This window comes from Micromonospora palythoicola, from assembly GCF_036689795.1.
In the GTDB taxonomy this organism is placed as follows: Bacteria; Actinomycetota; Actinomycetes; order Mycobacteriales; family Micromonosporaceae; genus Micromonospora; species Micromonospora palythoicola.
The window spans coordinates 1-21,424 of sequence record NZ_JBAGKI010000008.1; the positions used below are offsets into that span (position 1 = coordinate 1).

General features: G+C 71.7%; 21 protein-coding genes. 9 read left to right on the forward strand and 12 right to left on the reverse strand.

The window, feature by feature from the left end:
- Positions 1 to 96 precede the first annotated feature (96 nt).
- The 7 genes from V5O40_RS05490 to folP all read right to left on the reverse strand — a co-directional run bounded on the left by V5O40_RS05490 (position 97) and on the right by folP (position 4,866).
- Positions 97 to 588 (reverse strand): hypothetical protein, encoded by a 492-nt coding sequence (locus tag V5O40_RS05490; protein WP_269738557.1) that lies wholly within the window; start codon positions 586 to 588, stop codon positions 97 to 99.
- Between the two features lie 75 nt (positions 589 to 663).
- Positions 664 to 969: a hypothetical protein gene (locus V5O40_RS05495; protein ID WP_332904444.1), complete on the reverse strand. Its 306-nt coding sequence runs from the start codon at positions 967 to 969 to the stop codon at positions 664 to 666.
- A gap of 55 nt (positions 970 to 1,024) precedes the next feature.
- A complete protein-coding gene (locus V5O40_RS05500) occupies positions 1,025 to 2,233 on the reverse strand; it encodes an ABC transporter permease (RefSeq protein WP_332904445.1) in 1,209 nt (402 codons plus the stop codon).
- Between the two features lie 210 nt (positions 2,234 to 2,443).
- Positions 2,444 to 2,929 carry a DUF3180 domain-containing protein gene (locus V5O40_RS05505; protein WP_332904542.1) on the reverse strand — a complete coding sequence of 162 codons (486 nt, stop codon included), beginning with the start codon at positions 2,927 to 2,929 and terminating at the stop codon, positions 2,444 to 2,446.
- Positions 2,930 to 3,038: 109 nt separating this feature from the next.
- Entirely contained in the window at positions 3,039 to 3,566 is a 528-nt protein-coding gene (folK, locus tag V5O40_RS05510; RefSeq protein WP_332904446.1) for a 2-amino-4-hydroxy-6-hydroxymethyldihydropteridine diphosphokinase, read from the reverse strand.
- Entirely contained in the window at positions 3,563 to 3,928 is a 366-nt protein-coding gene (folB, locus tag V5O40_RS05515) for a dihydroneopterin aldolase (protein WP_332904447.1), read from the reverse strand. The genes folK and folB overlap by 4 nt, the downstream gene beginning before the upstream one ends.
- Complete coding sequence (folP, locus tag V5O40_RS05520) at positions 3,925 to 4,866, reverse strand: dihydropteroate synthase (protein ID WP_332904448.1); 942 nt, start codon at positions 4,864 to 4,866, stop codon at positions 3,925 to 3,927. The genes folB and folP overlap by 4 nt, the downstream gene beginning before the upstream one ends.
- Positions 4,867 to 5,210: 344 nt before the next feature.
- Here folP and V5O40_RS05525 point away from each other — a divergent pair, with 344 nt between their 5' ends.
- The 7 genes from V5O40_RS05525 to V5O40_RS05555 are packed head-to-tail and all read left to right on the forward strand — an operon-like array spanning position 5,211 to position 13,529.
- Positions 5,211 to 5,528, forward strand: a complete 318-nt coding sequence (locus tag V5O40_RS05525) for a hypothetical protein (RefSeq protein ID WP_164448628.1) — start codon at positions 5,211 to 5,213, stop codon at positions 5,526 to 5,528.
- Positions 5,529 to 5,541: 13 nt separating this feature from the next.
- Positions 5,542 to 5,904, forward strand: coding sequence for a hypothetical protein (locus V5O40_RS05530; protein WP_164448629.1), 363 nt, complete (start codon positions 5,542 to 5,544; stop codon positions 5,902 to 5,904).
- Positions 5,905 to 5,953: 49 nt separating this feature from the next.
- Positions 5,954 to 9,265: an ATP-binding protein gene (locus V5O40_RS05535; RefSeq protein ID WP_332904449.1), complete on the forward strand. Its 3,312-nt coding sequence runs from the start codon at positions 5,954 to 5,956 to the stop codon at positions 9,263 to 9,265.
- A gap of 2 nt (positions 9,266 to 9,267) precedes the next feature.
- Positions 9,268 to 11,208: an MraY family glycosyltransferase gene (locus V5O40_RS05540; protein ID WP_332904450.1), complete on the forward strand. Its 1,941-nt coding sequence runs from the start codon at positions 9,268 to 9,270 to the stop codon at positions 11,206 to 11,208.
- Positions 11,205 to 11,762 carry a hypothetical protein gene (locus V5O40_RS05545; RefSeq protein WP_332904451.1) on the forward strand — a complete coding sequence of 186 codons (558 nt, stop codon included), beginning with the start codon at positions 11,205 to 11,207 and terminating at the stop codon, positions 11,760 to 11,762. Before V5O40_RS05540 ends, V5O40_RS05545 begins: the two co-directional genes overlap by 4 nt.
- Positions 11,759 to 12,922 (forward strand): M23 family metallopeptidase, encoded by a 1,164-nt coding sequence (locus V5O40_RS05550; RefSeq protein ID WP_332904452.1) that lies wholly within the window; start codon positions 11,759 to 11,761, stop codon positions 12,920 to 12,922. The genes V5O40_RS05545 and V5O40_RS05550 overlap by 4 nt, the downstream gene beginning before the upstream one ends.
- Positions 12,923 to 12,935: 13 nt before the next feature.
- Positions 12,936 to 13,529, forward strand: coding sequence for a hypothetical protein (locus V5O40_RS05555; protein WP_332904453.1), 594 nt, complete (start codon positions 12,936 to 12,938; stop codon positions 13,527 to 13,529).
- Between the two features lie 2 nt (positions 13,530 to 13,531).
- Here V5O40_RS05555 and V5O40_RS05560 read toward each other — a convergent pair whose 3' ends face one another.
- Positions 13,532 to 14,086, reverse strand: a complete 555-nt coding sequence (locus V5O40_RS05560) for a hypothetical protein (RefSeq protein WP_332904543.1) — start codon at positions 14,084 to 14,086, stop codon at positions 13,532 to 13,534.
- A 198-nt stretch (positions 14,087 to 14,284) separates the two neighbouring features.
- Between V5O40_RS05560 and V5O40_RS05565 the strand changes: the two genes are divergently transcribed.
- Both V5O40_RS05565 and V5O40_RS05570 read left to right on the forward strand, forming a co-directional pair.
- Complete coding sequence (locus V5O40_RS05565) at positions 14,285 to 16,837, forward strand: FtsK/SpoIIIE domain-containing protein (RefSeq protein ID WP_332904544.1); 2,553 nt, start codon at positions 14,285 to 14,287, stop codon at positions 16,835 to 16,837.
- Positions 16,834 to 17,544 (forward strand): hypothetical protein, encoded by a 711-nt coding sequence (locus V5O40_RS05570; RefSeq protein WP_332904454.1) that lies wholly within the window; start codon positions 16,834 to 16,836, stop codon positions 17,542 to 17,544. Before V5O40_RS05565 ends, V5O40_RS05570 begins: the two co-directional genes overlap by 4 nt.
- 11 nt (positions 17,545 to 17,555) lie before the next feature.
- Here the strand turns inward: V5O40_RS05570 and folE are convergent, their stop codons facing one another.
- The 4 genes from folE to V5O40_RS05590 form a co-directional block, all read right to left on the reverse strand.
- The gene (folE, locus tag V5O40_RS05575) at positions 17,556 to 18,218 is read right to left on the reverse strand and encodes a GTP cyclohydrolase I FolE (protein WP_332904545.1); all 663 of its coding nucleotides are present in this window, start codon (positions 18,216 to 18,218) and stop codon (positions 17,556 to 17,558) included.
- A gap of 38 nt (positions 18,219 to 18,256) precedes the next feature.
- Positions 18,257 to 20,275, reverse strand: a complete 2,019-nt coding sequence (gene ftsH / locus V5O40_RS05580) for an ATP-dependent zinc metalloprotease FtsH (RefSeq protein ID WP_332904455.1) — start codon at positions 20,273 to 20,275, stop codon at positions 18,257 to 18,259.
- A 327-nt stretch (positions 20,276 to 20,602) separates the two neighbouring features.
- The gene (hpt, locus tag V5O40_RS05585) at positions 20,603 to 21,178 is read right to left on the reverse strand and encodes a hypoxanthine phosphoribosyltransferase (protein WP_164448636.1); all 576 of its coding nucleotides are present in this window, start codon (positions 21,176 to 21,178) and stop codon (positions 20,603 to 20,605) included.
- 99 nt (positions 21,179 to 21,277) lie between these two features.
- The gene (locus V5O40_RS05590) at positions 21,278 to 21,415 is read right to left on the reverse strand and encodes a hypothetical protein (RefSeq protein ID WP_332904456.1); all 138 of its coding nucleotides are present in this window, start codon (positions 21,413 to 21,415) and stop codon (positions 21,278 to 21,280) included.
- Between the last annotated feature and the right edge of the window lie 9 nt (positions 21,416 to 21,424).

Sequence of the window (21,424 nt, forward strand, 5' to 3'; positions counted from 1 at the left end):
GCGGTCGGGGTTTCACCGGGGGGGTGGGGGGCCGGGGGGCCCCCGGGCTGGGGGGGTCGGCGGGGGCCGCCGCCCCGGGCGCCCCCGCCCGTCCGGTCAGCGCCGACCCCGGTAGCCGCCGAGGGTGGCGATGCCGATGATCCAGCCGACGAAGAGGCCGTACTCCGCGCCGTCCCCCGCCGCCTGGAAGGCGCCCAGCAGCGACGGGTTGGTCCGGATCAGGGTGGTGAGCAGGGCCGCGAAGGCACCGGCGAAGACGAACGCCGCCCAGCCGGCGAAGAACTGACTGATGGTGCCGCGGGCCCGGGCCAGCTGGGAGCCCGGCAGCAGGTAGAGGAACAGGAAGGTGAGGACGACCACGAGGATCGCCCGCAGGTCGTCGGCGAAGATCTCCTGGATCGAGTCGTCGGAGTCGAATCGCCAGGCCGGCCAGGCGAGCAGTCTCAGAAACCACCCGCCGGCACTGTCGGCATCGGTGTTGTCCCTGGCCCAGTCGACGTACCAGGGACTACCGAAGACGAGGACCAGAATGAGCGCGGCGAGCGTACCAGCGCCCGGTGCGGACTTGTATCGATTGGTGAGAGCCATGGCCCCGCTATTTCCCAGCGGATCGACGCAGGCAAACGCGAGGCGTCATTTATGGTGGTACGCGCGTTTGGCCCGCTAGTGCTTCATCAGGTAGTCGATGAACGCGGCGCGCAGCAGCGGCGCGGACTCCTCGTAGCCGTGCCCGGTCATCTCGCGCCAGAGGGCCACCGCCTCGTCGACCGTCGGCCCCACCGAGTTCGGCGCACCGTCCAGCGCGGCCGCCTCGTCCGCGTTCGGCAGGTGCCGCAGCACCGACCAGAAGAACCCTACGTCCCGGCGCTCCCGGGCGAGGGTGAACGCCCGTTCCCGCAGTTCCTCGGTGGAGAGGACGTCCAACTCCTCGAACGACCGGCCGCCGGAGATCGATGATGTGTCGGTCATGTGCCGAGCCTAACCGTCGAGATCACTCTCGGCGCGCCGACAAGCTGCCGACCGGTCACCGGTCGTCGGCCTCCCAGGTACGCGAGCCGGTTTCCCAGCGCCGGGCTCCCCACGGGTCGGTGCTGCCGACGGGGGGTTGGGCCGGCAGCACGGGCGGCCAGTCACCGACCGGCTGCGGCTGCGTCACGCTCCACCCGCCCTCGGCGGCCGGCTCCGGCGGCGGCGGAGGCAGTGCCCCGAGCACCGGCGCCGGACGTCCGTACGTCTCCACCAGGCGGGTGACGACGAGCCCGCCGGCCAGCGCGGCGCCGCCGACCGCCCACCGGCTGACCGTCCAGCCACGGGCCTGCGCGTACGCCAGGAACAGCCCGATCGCACCGACCGTCACCAGCGTGCCGAAGACCCCGCCACGCAGCCCGAACGCACTGGTGCCGGCGAGCAGCGTCGCGCCCACCGCCAGCACCGTCCAGTCCAACCCCGCCGCCGGCGTCACCGCCCCCTCCGTCGAGGCGATCAGTACGCCGGCGAGAGTCGCGAGCACGGTGGAGCAGACGTACCCGGTGGTGGCCACCACAGCGGCGGCCGTACCCCGCCGACGGGCCGGGTCGACGACCGGACGGAACCGACCAACCAGCCGGCGGATCGGGCTCACCGCTCCGAGGAGCCCACCGAACACCGCGATCGCGGCGAAGCCGACGAAGAGTTGTCCCGCGGTGCCCCGCGGGTCGTAATCGCCCTGCACCAGCACCGGCGCGGAGCGCTGCTCGATGTAGACGATGACGCCGGCGGCACCACCGAGGCTCGCCGCCCAACCGGGCACGTGCAGCAGCACGACCACCAGGCCGAGCACCAGCCCGCCGATCGCCGCCACCGCGCTGGCCGTGCCGACGGCGCCGAGCACCCCGCGGTCGCTCTGTTCGGCGAAGTGCAGGCCGGCCGCGACCGCCACCGGTCCGACAGCGAGGTTGACCGCGGCGGTACGCAGGGTCAGCCCGACGGCCAGGGCCAGCAGACCCAGACCGATCACGTCGATGATCAGATCCCGCAACCCGCTGCCGCGCAGCACCGCCGAATCCTCACGCCACACCAGGTAGACAAGTGCGCCGAAGCCGAGCAGCAGGAACGTCTCCCAGACGATGTAGACGCCGAAACGGTCCCGAGCCGGCTCGGCGTCGGGATCGTCGAGGACGGCCCCCGCCCCGGTCGCGGGACCGGCCGAGGCGGGCTCCGGCGGTCCGTCACGGCCCGGTTCGTCGTACCCCATGATTCCTGCCTTCCAGCGGCCGCCCGGACTCCACCGACGCACGGGCGGACCGGCGGCGGGCGTTGCCTTTCGGTCGGAGGCACCGTACCCGCGCGTCCGAGCCGGGCGGAACCCCCTGCTGGGGCGGGGCCGGCGGCGCGGGTCGTGTCCGCCCCGAGAGGGTGCCCGGGCCGGGTGGCGGCTCACCCGGGCGGGCCCCGGGCGGTCGCACTAGCGACGACCCGGGTGGCTCTCCCAGTCGTCCGGCTCATGCTCGTCGTCGGGCCGCTCCGGGACACGACACGCCCGCTCCAACCAGAGTGCGGCGGCCACCAGGGCGGCCGAGGCCAGCAGGCCGGCGATGGCCGCCGGGCGGTCGTCGCTGGCGGCCCGCGTCGGCTGCACGAACAACCAACCGGTCAGGCCCGCGTACCCGCCGGTGAAGATGGCACCGACCAGCGCGGATGCCTTGGCCAGCACGACGAACCGAGCCACCATCAACGGGTTGACCGGATCCCGGCCCGGTCGACGGTCGATCCGACCTCTGGTGTTGATCGCGGCGTACGCCTCCAGCACGGCCAGTCCGGCCAGTGTCACCACCGGCAACCAGGGCAGCGGCGGCAGCCGCTCGTAGTAGACGCCGCTGATCAGCAGCCAGGCCACCGCGGCGGCGGCGAGGGCGGTCACCACCAGGGTCGAGATGCGGGTGGGACCCATCCGCGACCCGTCGGGTGGCGGGGACACGCTCATGCCGGTACCCCGCCGCACGCCGCCCCGCCATGAGACCCGGTCGCGCTGAGCCTGATGGTCCGCTCACTGCGCTCGCTCATGCCGTCGACTCTAACGTCAGATCGGGCCGGGGGCTCACTTCCGGCACCTCGACGGCGACCGGCCCGGTGGTGAGCAGGTCGGTGAGCCAGCCGTGCCCGGGCAGTTGGCCGTAGGGCTGGATGTCGATCCACGGCCGCAGCACGAAGGCGCGCAGATGTGCCCGGGGATGCGGCAGGGTCAACTCGGGATCGCTGCTGACCACCGGGCGGTCGTCGTCGGTCCACACCGCGACGACGTCGACGTCGAGCGTGCGGGGACCGAAGCGCCGTGCCGGGTCCCGGACCCGACCGGCGGCGTCCTCCGCCGCCCGGGCCCGCGCCAACCAGTCGTAGGGACCGGCGTTCGGGTCCGCGGCCAGCAGCACGGCATTCAGGTACGTCGGCTGCTCGGTGTCGCCCCACGGCGGGGTCTCGTAGACCCCGGAGACCAGCAGGACGCTGTCACCGAGGACGGTCAGGGCGGTGCGCAGGTGGGCGAGTCGGTCACCGAGGTTGCTGCCCAGGGAGAGCACGGCGCGGGTCATCGGGTACGCGCCCGGCGCATCGTCACGGCCACGTCGGTGAAGGCGTGCGGCACCGGTGCCTCGGGCTTGTGCACCGTGACCGTCACGCCGGACACCCGCGGGTCCGCCAGGCAGACCTCGATCAGTCGGTCGGCGAGGGTCTCGATCAGGTTGACCGGCTCGCCGGTGACCACCTCGACCAGCCGCTCGGCCAACTCGCCGTAGTGCACCGTGTCCCGCACCTCGTCGGACCGGGCGGCCGGTCCCAGATCGAGTTCGAGCACCGCGTCCACCACGAACTCCTGACCGTTCGCGCGTTCGAAGTCGTACACCCCGTGGCGGCCACGCGCCCGCAGGCCGGTCAGCTCGATCCGGTCGGTCATCGCCGACCCCGCCCGTCGACCGCGGACCACTCGGCGGCGTCCGACGGCACGACCTGACCGGCCGTCGACCCGGCGGGTGCGGCCTCGGTCGCCGACGGAACGGTCAACCGGGGACGGCCGGTGGCCCGCCACACGGCGAGCGCGTCGACGGTGGCCCGCACGTCGTGCACGCGTACCCCCCAGGCGCCGGCGGCCACCGCGAGCAGGCTGGTGGCGACGGTGGCCGCCGTCCGGCCGTCGGTCGTCCGGGGCACGCCGTCGGGGCCAGCCAGCAGTTGACCCAGGTACGACTTGCGGCTCGCGCCGAACAGCAGCGGGTAGCCGAGGGCGATCAGTTCGGGCAGCCGGGCGCTGAGCTGCCAGTTGTGGGCGGCGTTCTTGGCGAAGCCGAGGCCCGGATCGATGATGATCTGATTCGGTTCGATCCCGGCGGCGAGGGCCGCGTCCACGCGCTGGCCGAGTTCGGCACGGACGTCGGCGACCACGTCACCGTAGCTGGCCAGCTCGCTCATCCGGCGGGAGTGGCCGCGCCAGTGCATCAGCACCCAGGGACAGCCGGCGTCCCGGACCACCCGGGCCATGTCGGGATCCGCGAGCCCACCGGAGACATCGTTGACCACGGCCGCGCCGGCCTGTAGCGCCACGACGGCGACCCGGGCCCGGGTGGTGTCGATGCTGACCGGGACGCCCGCCGCGGCCAGTTCGCGGATGACCGGCACCACGCGGGCGGCCTCGGTCTCCGCGTCCACCCGGTCGGCACCCGGCCGGGTCGACTCTCCACCGACATCCACCAACTCCGCGCCGTCGGCACGGAGCCGGACGCCGTGTGCGACGGCGGCGTCGACGTCGGCGTAGCGTCCGCCGTCGGAGAACGAGTCGGGCGTGACGTTCAGGACGCCCATCACCACCGGGGCCGGAGCCCGTACCAGATCGGTCACGAGTAGGACGGTACCGGCCCGGCCGCCCCGCACGGACGCCCCCGGTCGAGCATCCTGACATGCCAATTGGAACAGGTGTACGATCGGTCGTCCGGGTCGGTTCGGGCAGCATCTTCGCGGCTTGTCGCAAAGAGGGGCGGCCCGTACGCTGTGGAATTGTCCAGCATCGAGATGGCGACGGTTGGAGGGAGGGCCGAAGCGGGACAACCCACCCAAAAATCGCCACCCTTCGTGGCGATTGTCGTACGCAGAGTCCCGAGCACTGCGCACAGTGAGCACCGATCCCGCAAGGCTTGCCTACTGCACCACCGCGGCGCCGCCGGCCGCGACTTGGGGAGGTTTCAGTGATCGCCATCGAGCTGATGGAAACGGCGTCCACAAGCGCCCTCCACCTGCTCTCCACCCTGGTGTCGTCGATTCCGCTCGCCGCGGAGGAACCGAAGGGGATCGACACCGAGGGCGTCGTCACCTTCTTCGCCAGCAAGATCGCACCGATCCTGCTCGCCGTGCTGGGCGTCATCTTCATCGGCCGCGCCAGCCGGGGCGAGATCTCGAAGGTGCTGACCAGCTCGGCCATCGCGATCGTCGGGTTGGCCTTCATCGCCGGAGCCGCCACCCTCTTCTTCATCGGCGACTTCCTGATCAACCTGATCTTCGAATAGACGCGGGCACGAGATGCGGCTGCGCACCGACGACGACATCTACCGGGCTCGCCTGGTCTATCTCGGGCCGCCCGGCTACACCCTTCCGGTCCACCTGCCGTACGCCCAGTACGGGCTGTTCATGCTGCTCGTCCCCCTCTACATGTTCATCCACTGGCTGTTCACGCTGCGGGTCGAACTCTTCCCCGCCTGGGAGATCGCCCTCGCGATCGTGACCACCTCGTTCGTCTTCCGGTACGTCGACCCGGACCGTCCGGCGCGCATGGTGATCCGTACCGCGCTGACCGACTGGCGACGGACCCGGGAGCCGGCCGCCGAGCAGCGCGATCCGCGCCTGGTCGGCAGCAGGATCAGGATCCGGGAGGAACTGGCATGACCGGCTGCACGCCGTACGGGCCGAACGAGGACACGGGCAGGGCGATCGCATGAGCCGCTCCGCCACGCCGGGATCCCCGGCCGGACGTCCGGCCGCACCACACGGTAACCGTGCGCGTTCGTTCGACTACCCGGAAGCCGACGGGCTGGACGAGACCACGGTGGATCCGGCACTCGCCACCACCCCGGCGCACGGCAGCGTCGGGGTGTTCCAGGCACCCCGCCCGCCGCAGCGCCGAGCGGCTCCGGCCGACCCGACCCCGGCCAGCCGGGACGGCGCGGACATCGACTCGCCGTTCCTCGACCTCTTCGGTGGCGCGTACCCCCGGCCCGGTGCCGCCCAGCGGGGCAACGGGCACCCCGCACGAGCCCTGCCGCAGCAGCCGCATCCCGCACCGCCGCCCGCCGTCGGGCCCGCACCGGCAGCCCGTCGGGCGGCTCCGCCACCGGCGCCGCCGGCGCCACCGCGAGCGCCCGACCCGACGCCGGTCACGCCGCCCGGCCGCCTGGTCGAGGCCCCGGTGCCGGCCACGAACCCGCCGCCGGCTTCGTCCCGGGTGGCGCCCTCCCCGGTGGATCGGTTGCCGACCGCCCGGCCGCCCGCCGACGATCGGCCCACCGGGGACGACCGCCCGCTCCGGGAGGACCGCCGCGCCCGCGACAACGACCCGGCACCGACCGACGAGCCCGGGAAGACGCCACGTCGGTCAGCGCCGCCGGCCAACCGTCCGGCCCCCCGGCAACGGTCCGTAGACCACCGCGACCGGCCGGTCAAGCCGGTCCGTGTCCGACCACCGAAGATCAAGTTCGGCGATCGTGATCCGGCCGTCGAGTTGGCCATCACCGAGATCGCCGGGCACCTGACCTTCACCCCCAACACGGTCACCGCCTGGTACTGGCTGCCCGAGGTGCGCTGGGCCTTCCGGCCGGACGCGGAACGCGAGGCGCTGCTCTCGGCGATCTCCGAGCAGTACGCCGGCCTGGCCGGCTTCCGACTGCACCTGCGCCGCACCACCCGGCCCTTCCCGGCCGACGAATGGGCCCGCACCATCGACGCCAACACCGCCGCGCCGCTGCCCGACGTCCCCGGCACCCCCGGCTGGGCCGAGCATCTGGTCGCCGCGCAACGCCACCTGCTGTCGGTGAATCACGCCGAGGGCCAGACCTACCTCGGCGTCACCTTCGCCCGCCGTTCCCTCGGTGACTCGCTCACCGAACGGCTGCTACGCACCTTCGGCCGCGGTGTCGCCGAGGGCGAGCGGCGCAAGCTCGGCCGCACCGTCGAACAGTTCGACGAGGTGCTCGGCGCCTTCGGCATGCGGGGGCGGCGGGTCACCGCACACGAGCTGGAATGGCTGCTCTACCGGTCGGTGGCGCTCTGCATGGCACCCCCGGGCACGCTCTCACCCATCACCGACGGTCGTTGGGAACGCGGCGACCTGCTCGCCCTCACCGAACAGGTCGAGCGCTACCGCACACCGTACGGCTCCACCGTCAAGCTGGTCCACCGGATGACCGGCGAGGAACGACACGTGGCGGTGCTCGCCGTCGGTCGGATGGAGCCGCTGGAGATCCCCGAGCGGCACGAACCCTGGTTGCACTTCCACGAGCGGCTGCCCTGGCCGATGGAACTCTCCACCCGGGTCGACATCCTCGGCTCCGGCGACTCCTTCCGCAACCTCGAACACCGACTCCGGATGATCCGGTCACAGCAGTTGGACTACGCCGAACACGGCATCGACGCGCCGCCCGAACTGGAGCGACTCGCCAAGCGCGCGCTGGTCATCGGGGACGAGATGACCACGGGGCTGCCGGTCGACTCGGCCCGCGCCCATGGCTGGCACCGCATCGCGGTCGGCGGTCGGACCCGGGAGGAGTGCCTGGAACGGGCCCGCCGGCTCATCCAGCTCTACTCGCGCGAGCTGCGTGTCTCCCTGCAGCACCCGAAGAACCAGGACTGGCTGGCCCGCGAGTTCATTCCGGGTGAGCCGATCGCCAACACCGGTTACGTACGCAGGATGCCCGTCAACCTGCTCGCGGCGGCGCTGCCGCAGGCCGCCTCCACGGTGGGTGACCGACGTGGTGACCTGATCGGCCGTACCGCCGGGACCTGCCGCCGTCCGGTCTTCCTCGACCTGCACTTTCCCATGGAGGTGCGGGAGCGCTCCGGCCTGGCGGTCTTCGTGGCCGAACCGGGCGGCGGCAAGTCCACGCTGCTCGGCGCGTTGGGCTACCTGGCCGCCCGCCGTGGCGTACAGGTGACCCTGCTCGACCCCTCCGGCCCGCTGGCCCGGCTCTGCGCGATGCCGGAGCTCCGGCCGTACTCGCGGGTGCTGAACCTGACCGGCTCCGAGCACGGCACGCTGGCACCGTACTCACTGATCCCGACCCCGCTGCGCAGCGAGTTCGCCGCCGGAGCCGCCGGCGACCGGGAGTTCGAGATCGCCGTCTCCAACGCCCGGGCCGAGCGGCGGATGCTGGTACAGGACATCTGCATGATGCTGGTGCCACCGCAGGTGGCCCGGGAGGCCTCCACCGCCACGCTGTTCCGGCACGCCGTGCGCCAGGTGCCCGCCGAGGAGACCTCCACACTGGACGACGTGGTCACCTGCCTCGGCCGGCTCGACGACGACGCCGGCCGGGAACTGGCCAACCTGCTGCTGGACACCGCCGAGATGCCACTGGCGATGCTCTTCTTCGGTCGCCCGCCGGAGGGCCTGCTCGGCCCGGACGCCGCACTCACCGTGATCACAATGGCCGGCCTGCGGCTGCCCGACCTCAAGATCGAACGCGAGTACTGGTCGGCCGAGGAGGCACTCGCCCTGCCGATGCTGCACACCGCGCACCGGCTGGCGGTCCGCCGCTGCTACGGCGGCTCGATGGCCTCCCGGAAGCTGGTCGGCCTGGACGAGGCGCACTTCATGGAGGGGTGGCGCTCCGGCCGGTCATTCCTCGTCCGACTCGCCCGCGACTCCCGCAAGTGGAACCTGGCCGCGCTCGTCGCCTCGCAGAACCCCCGGGACATCCTCGGTCTCGACGTACAGAACCTCGTCTCCACCGTGTTCGTCGGTCGGATCGCCGAAGACGCCGAGATCGCCTCCGAGGCGCTGCGACTGCTACGCGTACCGGTGGACGACGGCTACGAGGCCACCCTCGCCTCGCTCTCCACCGCCGACGCGACCTCGGCCAACCGGCTCGGCTTCCGGGAGTTCGTGATGCGCGACGTCGACGGCCGGGTCCAGAAGGTCCGGGTCGACGTCTCCTACGTGGATGGACTGCTGGACCACCTCGACACCACCCCCGCCGCCATCGCCGCCGCCGCAGGGGTGCTGCCGACCGTGCTGCCTGACATGGAGGCGTGACAATGGCGAGGGCCCGGGCACGGATCACGGCGCTCCTCCTGGCGCTCGGCGTCCTCGCCGCAGCCACGATCAGTTGGCCCGGGCTCACGGCCACACCGGCGTACGCGGCTCCGGCCGCGTACCAGGCCGCGGCGGCCGAACTCTGCACGACCGAGGAGTGGCAGGTCGACTTCCGTGCCTGCGTCACCAAGCTGCAGCAGGTGGCGGAGTCGGAAGCGACGTGTCGCAATCCCCCGACGCCGACCGCGCCGGATTCTGGCATCGCCGGGTGGTTCGCCTCCCGTCCCGAGGCCTCCAAGCTTCCCGGCCCGAAGGGCTACTACAGCGACTACGGCTACGCCGGCTACAGCTACAGCACCTACGACATCGATTCCGGCTGCGCGACCACCCTGCTGCACCCGGACTACAAGTTCACCAACACCATCGCCAACGGCGAGTTCATGATGGCGACGGCGATCATCGGCGCCTCGAACGCACTGCGCGAACGGGCCTGGGATCCGGGCACCATGTGGGGCTGGGCGGATCCCCTGGTGGACCAGGCCACCAAGGCCATCTACCAGAAGGTGTTCAGCGTCTTCGGCATCGTCACGCTCTGCGTGGTCGGGCTCTACCTGCTCTGGCGCTCACGCCAGTCCGACATGAGCAACGCGATGACCACGGCGGGCTGGGCGTTGGTGGTGATGGTGGCGGTCACCGCGCTGGCCGCCTGGCCGGTCAAGTCGGCGAACCTCGCCGACGGCGCCCTGGTCTCCACGCTCGGCGTCGTGCACGACGCGGTGGGCCCGGCCGCCAAGGACGTGCCGCCGGACCGGTGTGCGATGCCCAACCCGGACGCCTGTACGGACAAGCGGCCACCGGCGGTCCGGGCCAGCGACACGGCCGCCGAGGCGATGCTCTACCGGAACTGGCTGCGCGGGGTGCTCGGCTCGGCCGACAGCGAGACCGCCAAGAAGTACGGCGCGGCGCTCTACGACGCGAAGTCGCTGTCCTGGGGGGAGGCGGAGAAGATCCGGACCAGCCCAGAACTTCGCGAGGCCACCATCTCTGCCAAGAAGCAGCAGTGGATGACGGTCGCCGCGCAGATCGAGCGGGAGGATCCGGAGGCCTACGAGTACCTGAAGGGCGTCCGGGACATGGACCGGGTCGGTGCCGGATTCATCGCGGTGCTCGCCGCCCTGCTCTTCGCGATGTTCGACCTGACCGCGTCACTGCTGGTGCTGCTCGGATTTCTGATCTTCCGGTGGGCGGTGATTGCGGCGCCGATCCTCGGCACCATCGGTCTGCTCCGACCGGCCAGCGCCGGCTTGCGACGGCTGGGCAACGCGGTGGTGGCGGCGCTGTTCAACATCGCGATCTTCGGCACCGGTGCCGCCATCTACCTCTTCGCGGTCGACCTGATCATGAGCACGGCCACCCTCCCCGGCTGGCTCCAGGTGGTGCTGGTCTGGCTCTGCGGGGTGGTCGGCTGGCTGCTGCTGCGCCCCTACCGCCGGATCACCCAGCTCGGCGGGAAGGACAACAGCGAGGCGGTCAGCTCGGCGGGCTCCTGGCACCGCCGGTTCTTCCGGGACATGCGTACCGCGGCCCGGCTCGACGTCGCCGAGCCGGGCGGCACCGCCGAGCCAAGCGTGGGACGGCGTCGGGCGGTCGCGCCGGAGCAGCCGAAGGTGCGTCCGGAGGCTCGACCGGATCCGATGCCGGTGGGGACACCGGCGGCCGCTAAGCGGCCGGACGATCGGCGAACGGACGGCGCCGACAGCTCCGCCCAGGAACAGCGCGCCAAGGCCGCCCCGGTGGCCCCCAGGCCGCGTCGTCGCCAGCCGGCGTCCTGGACCGAGCCGGACGTGCCGGACGAGAACCCCTCCTACGCCATCTACCGTCCCAGGTCGGCCGAACGGACGCCCGAGAAGCCGGCGCCACGGGTCCGCTCCGAGGCCCGGTGACCATCGTGCGTCGGGCGATCGAGTTCCTCTTCCGACGGTTGCTACGGTCTCGACTGGGTGCCGCACTCGGCATCGCCGTACTGGTGCTCGGCGTGGTGGGGACGGCCAGGTTGGTGGCCGGCCCGACCGATCCGGCGGCCGGGCTGAGCAATCGCCCGGCCGACCCGATCACCACCGTGCACCCGACCACCGGGGACGACGGTGCGATCTCCACGACCGCGACGCCGTCCCCGGTCACCCGGCCCGGCCAGCCGGCCCCGGAAGTGGTGGCCGCCCGCTTCGCCGCCGCCTGGCTCGGCCGCCCGGGTCAGACCGCCGAGGACTGGCATGGCGCGCTGCGTCCGCTCTCGACCGCCGATCTGACCGACAAGCTCGTCGGGGCCGACCCGGCCAGCGTGCCCGCCGAAGCGGTCACGGGTGACGTCACCCTGCGCCCACGCGGCGAGACCTTCGTGGAGGCGACGATCCCGCTTGACGACGGGCAACTCCGGCTCGAACTGCTGGCCCCCGACGGACGCTGGTTGGTGGACGCGGTGGACTGGAGCCGGGGATGAGTGAGCACGGTCCTCGCCGGCCGGTCCGGACCGGCGCTCTGGCCGCCGCGCTCACCGCGGCGCTGGTGCTGCTCTGCTGCACCGGAGGCGCCGGTGCCTTCTTCCTCACCGAGCTGGGTGGCGACGCCGCCGAGCAGCTAAGCCCGGCCAGCATGGAGTGCACCGGCGACTTCGAGGTGGACGTCACCGGCAAGATGCCGCGCTTCGCCGAGTACGGGGAACGCCAGCTGCGGAACGCGGCCGTGATCATCAAGGTCGGCCAGGAGATGCGGGTACCACCGCGGGGCTGGGTGATCGCCGTGGCGACCGCCATGCAGGAGTCGCGGCTGCTCAACCTGGCCAACAGCACGGTCGGCGAGTCGCGGGACATTCCGAACGAGGGTATCGGGGCCGACCACGACTCCCTCGGTCTCTTCCAGCAACGGGCCTCGTGGGGCACGGTGGCCCAGCGGATGGATCCCGAGTACGCGTCCCGCAAGTTCTACGAGAAGCTGCTCGACCTACCCGACTGGGAGAAACTGTCACTTACCGTGGCCGCCCAGCGGGTCCAGATCAGCGCCTTCCCGGACGCGTACGCCAAACACGAGGAACTGGCCGCTCGGATCGTGGACGCGCTGGCCGGTGGCGCGGCACGAACCGCGCTGATCGCCGGACAGGAGGTGTGCGACGCCGCGGCGGGCGGTGAGATCGCCGCCTCCGGCTGGACCGCCCCGATTCCGGGCGGAGTCGGCTCCGGATTCCGGACCGCCAGTCGGCCCGGACACAACGGTGTGGACATCGCCGCGCCGAAGGGGACCGATATCAGGGTCGCGGCGACCGGCCGGGTACTGGTGTCCCGCTGTGATCCCGACCGGAGAGGGCGGCTCAGCTGCGACGAGGACGGCTGGCCCGGCAAGGGGGGCTGCGGTTGGTTCGTCGACGTGCTGCACGCCCAGGGCATCATCACCCGCTACTGTCATCTGGTGGATCGTCCCCTGGTCGCCGTCGGCGACACGGTGCAGGCTGGTGAGGTGATCGGCGATGTCGGCAGCAGCGGCAACTCCTCCGGACCTCACCTGCACTTCGAGGTGCACGTCGACGGCGATCGCAGCAGCCGGGGCGCCATCGACCCGGTCCCGTTCATGCGGTCCAAGGGCGCGCCGTTGAAGGGCGCCGGGTGAACCACGGGCCGTCATGACCGAACCACTTCCGGACCCGTTCGCCGATCAGCCCGACTGGGCTCCCCAGCCGCCCCGTCCGATCGAGATCGTTCCCGCTGCGGGAAGCGTCGAACTACGCGGACGGCGCGTGCTCGTCGGACTGCCCGGTCTGGGCTGGCGGGCCGACCTGCGGGCCGACGAACGGGTCGTGCAGAACAGCCGCACCTACGTCCCGGTCATCCCGGAACACGAGTGGTACCGCGCCGAGTCCGACCAGGTCGAGGTCTTCGCTCCGCTGGTGCCCGTCGAACGGGTCTGGGTCGAGACGGTCGGCCCAGCGACCACGCCGACGACGGATGGCGGCCTGCGGCTCGTCTCGTTGGACGCACCGGCCCACCCAGCGCCGACGCCGGTCTTCGAGGCGGACTCGGTCACCGGGCGACGGGTCGTGCACATGGTCGGCGCCGTCGAGCACCGTGACCTACGCGCCGTCACCGAGACCTACTCGGGTGCCGAGGGTGACATCTGTGTGCGGGTGACTCCCGAGATGGAGTGGTACCGCTGGGCCTGGCGCGGCCAGGCACCGACCACCCTGGAGGTACCGGTCCACATGCTGTGGGTGGAGTGAGGTCAGCCAGCCGCAGCCGAGCAGACCCGCCAGTCTTCGTTCAGCCTCGTGGTGAACGTCCACGATTGCCGGTCGCTCTGTCGGATGCCGTCCACCTCTGCCGCGAAGGTCAGGTCGACGCGAACCTCGGCGTTGTCGTCAACCCGATTTACCTGGAACTGTTCCCAACTAACCCACATGGTCGTGCCGAACCGCTCCTCGCGGGCCGCTAGGTCGTCCCTAAGCCGTCGAAGCGTCTCGAACTCGGCCACACCCTCACAGCTGAAGAGCGATGCGCGCACGTCATTGCGCTCAACCAGATACGCACGCAGGTAGCTGTCCACGACGATTGTCGGAGCGCTGCGGTCGGGCGTGGTGGCTCGGTCGTAGACGAAATAGCCGACCACCCCGCCGGTCAGGCAGAGCGCCGCGACCACCCCCGCAACGACGGTCAGCACCGTACGCAGGCGGCGCCGGGGCTGGCGCGGCGCCGGCGTGACCGCAGGCGGTGCCAGCTCCTCCGGCGGGGTCCTCTGCGCCGGTACGCGGGAGACCTGGGAACCGGCGGAGGGCGGCACTGATTCCACCCCCTGAGGCTAGCCGCTGGCGGCCCAGGACCCAATGCCCAAGATTTGGCAGATCGTGACCGAACACTGCCGATGGGTGAGATCCATGACAACTACGACGCAGCACCGCCCCGCATCCCGGAGGTGAAGCCCTCGCTGGGATACCGTCACTTCTGCCCGGCGAGTGGGTGCCGACCTCGGGCGGAGGGGGTGGACACGGTGGGCGGTCCGAAGGCACGGACGCTCCGCGCCGCCGCGCTGCACCGCCGGGCCGCTGCGACGGTCGCGGCGGCGACGACGATCCTCGACGAGACCCGCCCCGTTCCGGCTGACCAGCGCCGCCAGTACGCGTTGGCCGAACGGCTGCGGGACGCGGCCAGCATCCTCGCCCCGGCTTGGGCCGGGTCCGCGTTGGACGCGGTCGCTCCGGCCCACCCCGCCGGGGAGGGGCCACCACCGTTCGTCCGGGTGGGTACCGCCGCTCCGCTGGACGACGCACGTTTCCCGGCGCTGGTGCCGATGTTCGGCAGCGGACACCTCGCGATGGACGCCGACGCGCACGACCCACGGGTCGCCGGGCTGCTGCGGGCCGTACTGTTGCGCCTGCTGGCGGCGACACCGGCGGGGGCATTGCTGGTACGGGCGGTGGACGCGACGGGTGTCGCGCTGGCACCGTTCGAGGCGCTCGGCGACGCCGGGGTGCTGGCCCCGCCGGCCACCGACGCCGACGGGCTACGAGCCGTGCTGGCGGAGGCGGAGCGGTGGGTGGCGCCGGACGCCTCCGGTCCTCGCCGGCACGACCGTTCGTTGCTGTTGGTGCTGGCCGCGCTGCCCGAAGCGCACCTGCCGGATGACCTGGCGCGGATCGAGGCACTCGCCGAGCAGGGACCGGCAGCCGGATTGCACCTGGTGGTGGCGGGGTGGCCGGCGGCCGGCCGACCCGCGCTCCCCAGGGCTACGCCACTGGCGATGCGGACGGCCTACGCGCTGCTCGGTAATCCGCCGGGTGCGGCGTTCGCCGGCACCGACGGAGGTCTGAACTCACCGGTCTTCGTCGACCCGGATCCGCCGACCGAGTTGGTCGACACCGTGTGCCGGCGGATCGCCGCCCAGGTCGAGGCCGGCAGCCGGCTCGCCCTGTCGCACCTGCTGCCGCCAACGGACGAGCTGGGGCAGGCGGCCGGGACGGACGGGCTGACCAGCACCGTCGGCGACGCGGGTGGCCGACCGGTCTCGCTCGGCTTCACCGAACTGACCCCGCACTGGTTGGTGAGCGGCCGGTCACGGGGCTGCCGGTCCACCTTCCTGACCACGGCGCTGCTCGGGCTCGTCGCGCGGTACGGCCCGGAAGAGCTGTCGCTGTACCTGGTGGACCTGGGTGCCGGTGAGTCCTTCGCGGAATTCCTGCAGACCGAGCGGGACAGGTCCTGGGTGCCGCAGGTCCGGGCGGCCGCGATGGCCGCCGACCGGGAGTACGTGCTGGATCTGTTGGACCAGTTGACGGCGGAGGTGCAGCGGCGCGCCGAGGCGTCCGCCCGCGCGGGTGGGCAGCGCTTCGCCGAGTTGCGGAAACACCGCCCGCTTCCCCGGGTCGTCTGTGTGCTGGAGAACCTGCAGGTGCTTCTCAGCGAACGGGACCGGCTCTCCGCCGAGGTGTCCGCCCGGTTGGACGCACTGGCGAGGACCGGGCGGGCGTACGGTGTGCACCTGGTGCTGGCCGGCGAGGGTGACCTGGGCCTGGGCACCCGTTCCGACGGCGGGCAGCGGGACTCCCTGCCGGGCCAGTTCCCGGTGCGGGTGGCGCTGCCTGGCGGCGGGGCGGTGCTGGCACCCACGAACGACGCCGCGGCCGGTCTGCCGGTGGGCAGCGCGGTGGTCAACACCGCGGGCGGGCTCGGCGGCCCGCGGGGAGCGATCCGAGGTCATGAGCGGATGGTCCGGTTCCCCGACCCGGCAGACGAGCCGGAGGCGGTCACCGGGCTGCGCCACCGCCTCTGGTCGGCCCGTCCGCCGACCGCGACGCCCCCGGTCGTTTTCGCCGGGTACGCGCGTCCGCTGCTGACCAACGATCCCCGCTACCGGGCGGCCGTCGCGGGTCAGTCGACGGCGCCGGCCGCGTTGCTCGGGCGGGTGGTGGATGTCGCGCGTAGCACCGCAACGGTGTCGTTCGGACCGGCGGCGGGGCGCAACCTCGCGGTTCTCGGTCCACGACCTGCCGCGTGCCGCCTGCTGGCGACGGCCGCCCACACCACTGCGGCCCATCATCCGGCCGGTACGGCGCGGTTCGTGGTCGCCGTGGCGGACACCGAGGCGGCACAGCTGGCGGACACTCTGGTCGCGGAGTTGGCCGAGCGTCACCAGGTCGACCGGGTGGACCTTGCCGGGCTGGTCGCCGTGGCGGACGCCGGCGAGCCGGCGTACCTGGTCGTCTTCGGGCTGGACGTGGCACCGGCCGAGCAGCTGCCGCCGGCTCGCCTGCGGGCTCTGCTGCGCGACGGGCCACCCGCCGGGCAGCACCTGCTCGGCTGGTGGCGTACGGTGCCGTCGTTCGCGACGCTTGTCGAGCCGGACGAGACGGTGGACAAGCTGACCGCCGTGGCGGTGGCGGGTGTGCCGGGGGCGCAGCTCACTCCGGTCTTCGGTCGTCCGGTGGAGTGGCGACCCCGGCCCGACCGGGTGGTGCTCTGGGACGGGCCGGCGGAGCGCGGTGTGGTGCTGGTTCCGTACGAGGTGCCCGGCAGCGTGCAGGGGGGACCCGGATGACGCTCGATCACTCGCCGGCCACCGCCGCCGGGCCGGTTCGGCAGCGGGCTGCCGGCGCGCCGGGGGACCCGGTGCGGGCCGCGTGGGCCGACTACCTGGCCGCGGCCCGGCAGCTCGACGGGGTACGTCGGGGCGCGGCGACCGCCGCGGGTGAGCAGGCCCGCGCGGTCCAGGCCGCCCGGGAGGAGCTGTCCGGGGTACGCACCCGGCTGGTGTCGCAGGAGAGCCGGCTGCGTGAGCTGGAGGTGCCGCCGATCTCGCTGGCGCCGACCCCGCCGGAACTGGTCGAGGCGAGCCGGTCGATGAGCGGTGGTCCGGCGGCCGTGTTGACCGCCCTGCGGGACGCCCGCCGGTGGGCTGTCGGCGCGGACGACACGCTCACCGCCCGTGGCCTGTCCCGGGTGGCGCACTGGCCGGCCCGCGCGCGCAATCTGCTGGTGTACGGGCCGCTGGGGCTGTTCGTTCCGGTGCTGCTGGTGGTGGTGTACCTGTTGGCCGGTACCGGCGCGGTGACCGCGTTCGCGGTACTGGTGGCGCTGCCGGCACCGGCGGTCGCGTTCGGCCTGGGCTGGCTCGCGGTGGGCCGCTGTTTTCCGCCCGGTCCGGGAGAGCGGGTGGACCGCACGCCACGGTTCGGCGCGCTGGCCTGCCTGGTTCCGGCCGTGGTGGTCAACGCGGGGATCGTGCTGGGGATGCTGTCGTCCTGACCGCCGGGCGGTCAGCGAGGGATGATCAGAGCCATCGCCTCGGCCCGGGACTTGGCGTCGTGTTGCAGGGTGCCACGCACCGCGGACGTGATCGTCTTGGCACCGGACTTCTGGATGCCCCGCATCGCCATGCACATGTGTTCGCACTCGAGCACGACGATCACGCCGCGTGGCTCCAGCCGGGTCATCAGCAGGTCCGCGATCTGCGAGGTGAGCCGCTCCTGCACCTGGGGACGCCGGGCGAAGACCTCGACCAGCCGGGCCAGCTTGGACAGCCCGGTGATCCGGCCGTCGGGACCGGGGATGTAGCCGATGTGGGCACTGCCCCGGAAGGGCAGCAGATGATGCTCGCAGAGGCTCATCACGTCGATGTCCCGGACCAGCACCAGTTCCTCGTGGTTGGCCTCAAAGGTGGCGGTGAGCACCGTGGCCGGGTCGACGCGCAGGCCGGCGAAGAGTTCCGCGTACGCCCGGGCGACCCGGGCCGGGGTCTGCTGGAGGCCGTCGCGGTCCGGATCCTCCCCGACCGCGATGAGGATCTCGCGGACCGCCTTCTCGATCCGGCCGAGGTCCATGGTGTCCTCGACGGGACGACCGGTCAGGCGACCGTTGATCAACCGTGCGGCGATGTAGTCGAGGCCGTCGCTGTCGGGTTCGGTGGCGGAGGCGGCCAGTCCCCGCTGTCGGGAACTGGCCGCCGGGTCGTCGGTGCTCAGTGCGAACCGTCCGAGGAGTTGTTCGAGCTGACGCCACCGACCGTCGCCTCCGCGCCGTCGGCCTCGGCCTGCACCTTCAGCGCGTCCTTCTCGGCCGGGGTGAGCACGGGCGGCTCGGTGGAGGGCTGCCGCTTACCGAAGCCGTTGTACGGCGCCATCGGCGGGCGCTTGACCACCCGGGCGCAGATCCGAGCCATGTCGGCGGTGGAGAGGGTCTCCTTCTCCATCAGCTCGAGCACGATGTTGTCCAGGACGTCCCGGTACTCGACCAGGATCTCCCAGGCCTCGTCGTGGGCCAGCTCGATCAGGGCCCGCATCTCGCCGTCGATCTCGGCGGCGACGGCGTCGGAGTAGTCCCGCTCGTGGCCCATGTTGCGGCCGAGGAACGGCTCGTCACCGCTGGTGCCGTACTTGATCGCACCGAGCTTGGAACTCATCCCGTACTGCGTGATCATCGCGCGGGCCAGCTGGGTGGCCTTCTCGATGTCGTTGCCGGCACCGGTGGTGGGCTCGTGGAAGACGAGTTCCTCGGCGGCCCGTCCGCCCAGCGCGTACGCCAGGGTGTCGACCATTTCGGCGCGGGTCTGGGTGTACTTGTCCTCCGTGGGCAGCACCAGGGTGTGGCCCAGGGAGCGACCCCGGGACAGGATCGTCACCTTGTGCACCGGTGCGGCGTGCGGCAGTGCCCAGGCGACGAGTGCGTGCCCACCCTCGTGGTACGCGGTGATCTTCTTCTCCTGGTCGCTCATCACCCGGGTACGCCGCTGCGGACCGGCGATCACGCGGTCGATCGACTCCTCGAGCGAGTCGTTGGAGATGGCCCGCTGGTCCTTCCGGGCGGTCAGCAGGGCGGCCTCGTTGATCACGTTGGCGAGGTCGGCACCGCTGAAGCCCGGCGTCCGCTTGGCCACCGAGTCGAGGTCGACGTCGGGCGTGAACGGCTTGCCCTTGGCGTGCACCCGCAGGATGGCCTTGCGGCCCTCCATGTCGGGAGCGTCGACCGGGATCTGCCGGTCGAACCGGCCCGGCCGCAGCAGCGCCGGGTCGAGGATGTCCGGCCGGTTGGTGGCGGCGATCAGAATCACGCCACCCTTGACGTCGAAGCCGTCCATCTCGACCAGGAGCTGGTTCAGCGTCTGCTCGCGCTCGTCGTGGCCACCGCCCATGCCGGCGCCACGGTGCCGGCCGACCGCGTCGATCTCGTCGACGAAGACGATCGCGGGCGCGTTCGCCTTGGCCTGCTCGAACAGGTCACGGACCCGGCTGGCGCCGACACCGACGAACATTTCCACGAAGTCCGAGCCGGAGATCGAGTAGAACGGCACCCCGGCTTCGCCGGCCACCGCCCGGGCGAGCAGCGTCTTACCGGTGCCGGGCGGGCCGAAGAGCAGTACGCCCTTCGGGATCTTCGCACCGAGCGCCTGGTACTTCGCCGGGTTCTGCAGGAAGTCCTTGATCTCGTGCAGCTCCTCGACGGCCTCCTCGGAGCCCGCCACGTCGGCGAACGTCGTCTTCGGCGTGTCCTTGGTGATCATCTTCGCCTTGGACTTGCCGAAGTTGAGCACCCGGGAGCCGCCACCCTGCATCTGCGACATGAAGAACAGCAGCAGCAGTACGAGCAGCACGATGGGAAGCAGGTTGACCAGCAGGCTGACCCAGATGCTGTCGGACGACACCTCGGTGTCGGCCGGCCCGGTGACCCGGTTGTTGGCCTTGGCGTCGAGGACCTGGTTCCAGACCTCGTCGCCGACCTCGTAGGGGAACTGAGCCTCGATCAGCTTCGTGGTGGTGTCGCCGAACTCGGTCTCCTCGGCCAGCTCGAGCTGGATCGTCTGTTCCTTGTCCTGGAAGACGACCTTCTCGATGCCGCCCTTGTTGAGCTGGTCGAGCGCGACGGACGTGTCCACCCGGTGGTAGCTGGGCCCACCGGTGAACAACTGACTGAGCACGACGGCGCCGAGGATGACCAGGATGACCCAGAACACCGGTCGGCGGAAGAAACGCGTACGTTCCATGCTGTTGTCGAGCGCCGAGACGCCCGCATCCTCCTGATCGACGTCCTGACCGACTGTGGGTGTCGCCGCCTGGGCGGCTGCCGGAGCCGCCGTGCGGGCCGGCCTCGACCCCGGGGCGCGATTGCCGCGCCACGGTCATTCGACGGTACACCGTGCGAGAGCGATATGAGCTGGCGAGCCCAGCACTTACGCGTACGGCGAACCGGATGTCAGCCGGCGTGGCCCGGAGTCGGATCTCCGGGTCACCGTCGTCAACGGTAGTCCGATCAGCTGAAAGGCGGCTGTACGCCGGGCGGGAGGTTCCGACGTGCCAGGTGTCCAGCCCGGTCAGGAGCGGGCGTAGACCTCCGGCTTGAGCACCCCCACGTACGGCAGCTCCCGGTAACGCTCACCGAAGTCGAGGCCGTACCCGACGACGAACTCGGTCGGGATGTCGAAGCCCACGTACCTGACCGGCACCGTCACCTTCACCGCGTCCGGCTTACGGAACAGCGCGACCACCTCGACGCTCGCTGCCGACCGTGATTCCAGGTAGCGCAGCAACCAGGACAGGGTCAGCCCGGAGTCGACGATGTCCTCCACGACGACGACATGCCGACCGGCGATGTCCCGGTCGAGGTCCTTGAGGATCCGGACCACTCCCGAGGAGGTGGTGCCCTGCCCGTACGAGGAGATGGCCATGAAGTCCAGCTCGGCCGGGGGGCCGTGCCGGCCCAACGCCCGAGCGAAGTCGGCCATGAACATGACCGCGCCCTTGAGTACGCAGACGAGCAGCAGCCCGTCGGAGACGTGTGCGTAGTCCGCGGATACCTGTTTGGCCAGCTCAGCCGTCTTCTCGCGGATCTGCGCCTCGGAGATGATCACGTGGTCGATGTCGGCGTCGTACCAGGAGCCGTCAGCCATGACCATAGCCTGCCGTACGCCCCGGGTTCGCCGTCGGCGGGGCCGCCCGTTTCAGGGCAACCCCGCCTAGAGATTTACCGGACAAGAGGAACATTCGCCTCAGCAGTGCCGTGACCGCCACCTGTGGCCCCCGTCGGAGGGCTTCCAGTCCGCCGAGTCACGACTGTCGGCGGTCAGCCCGAGGGCGGACAGCAGGGCGAGGAAGACGAAGAACAGCAGGAAGAGCAGGAAACCCATGGCGGCGCT

What these genes read in the sequence shown, in the direction of transcription:
- V5O40_RS05490 (WP_269738557.1), bottom strand. Translation starts at nt 588, where the DNA reads ATGGCTCTCACCAATCGATACAAGTCCGCACCGGGCGCTGGTACGCTC.
- V5O40_RS05495 (WP_332904444.1), bottom strand. Translation starts at nt 969, where the DNA reads ATGACCGACACATCATCGATCTCCGGCGGCCGGTCGTTCGAGGAGTTG.
- V5O40_RS05500 (WP_332904445.1), bottom strand. Translation starts at nt 2,233, where the DNA reads ATGGGGTACGACGAACCGGGCCGTGACGGACCGCCGGAGCCCGCCTCG.
- V5O40_RS05505 (WP_332904542.1), bottom strand. Translation starts at nt 2,929, where the DNA reads ATGGGTCCCACCCGCATCTCGACCCTGGTGGTGACCGCCCTCGCCGCC.
- folK (WP_332904446.1), bottom strand. Translation starts at nt 3,566, where the DNA reads ATGACCCGCGCCGTGCTCTCCCTGGGCAGCAACCTCGGTGACCGACTC.
- folB (WP_332904447.1), bottom strand. Translation starts at nt 3,928, where the DNA reads ATGACCGACCGGATCGAGCTGACCGGCCTGCGGGCGCGTGGCCGCCAC.
- V5O40_RS05530 (WP_164448629.1), top strand. Translation starts at nt 5,542, where the DNA reads ATGCGGCTGCGCACCGACGACGACATCTACCGGGCTCGCCTGGTCTAT.
- V5O40_RS05535 (WP_332904449.1), top strand. Translation starts at nt 5,954, where the DNA reads ATGAGCCGCTCCGCCACGCCGGGATCCCCGGCCGGACGTCCGGCCGCA.
- V5O40_RS05540 (WP_332904450.1), top strand. Translation starts at nt 9,268, where the DNA reads ATGGCGAGGGCCCGGGCACGGATCACGGCGCTCCTCCTGGCGCTCGGC.
- V5O40_RS05550 (WP_332904452.1), top strand. Translation starts at nt 11,759, where the DNA reads ATGAGTGAGCACGGTCCTCGCCGGCCGGTCCGGACCGGCGCTCTGGCC.
- V5O40_RS05555 (WP_332904453.1), top strand. Translation starts at nt 12,936, where the DNA reads ATGACCGAACCACTTCCGGACCCGTTCGCCGATCAGCCCGACTGGGCT.
- V5O40_RS05570 (WP_332904454.1), top strand. Translation starts at nt 16,834, where the DNA reads ATGACGCTCGATCACTCGCCGGCCACCGCCGCCGGGCCGGTTCGGCAG.
- ftsH (WP_332904455.1), bottom strand. Translation starts at nt 20,275, where the DNA reads ATGGAACGTACGCGTTTCTTCCGCCGACCGGTGTTCTGGGTCATCCTG.
- hpt (WP_164448636.1), bottom strand. Translation starts at nt 21,178, where the DNA reads ATGGCTGACGGCTCCTGGTACGACGCCGACATCGACCACGTGATCATC.
- V5O40_RS05590 (WP_332904456.1), bottom strand. Translation starts at nt 21,415, where the DNA reads ATGGGTTTCCTGCTCTTCCTGCTGTTCTTCGTCTTCCTCGCCCTGCTG.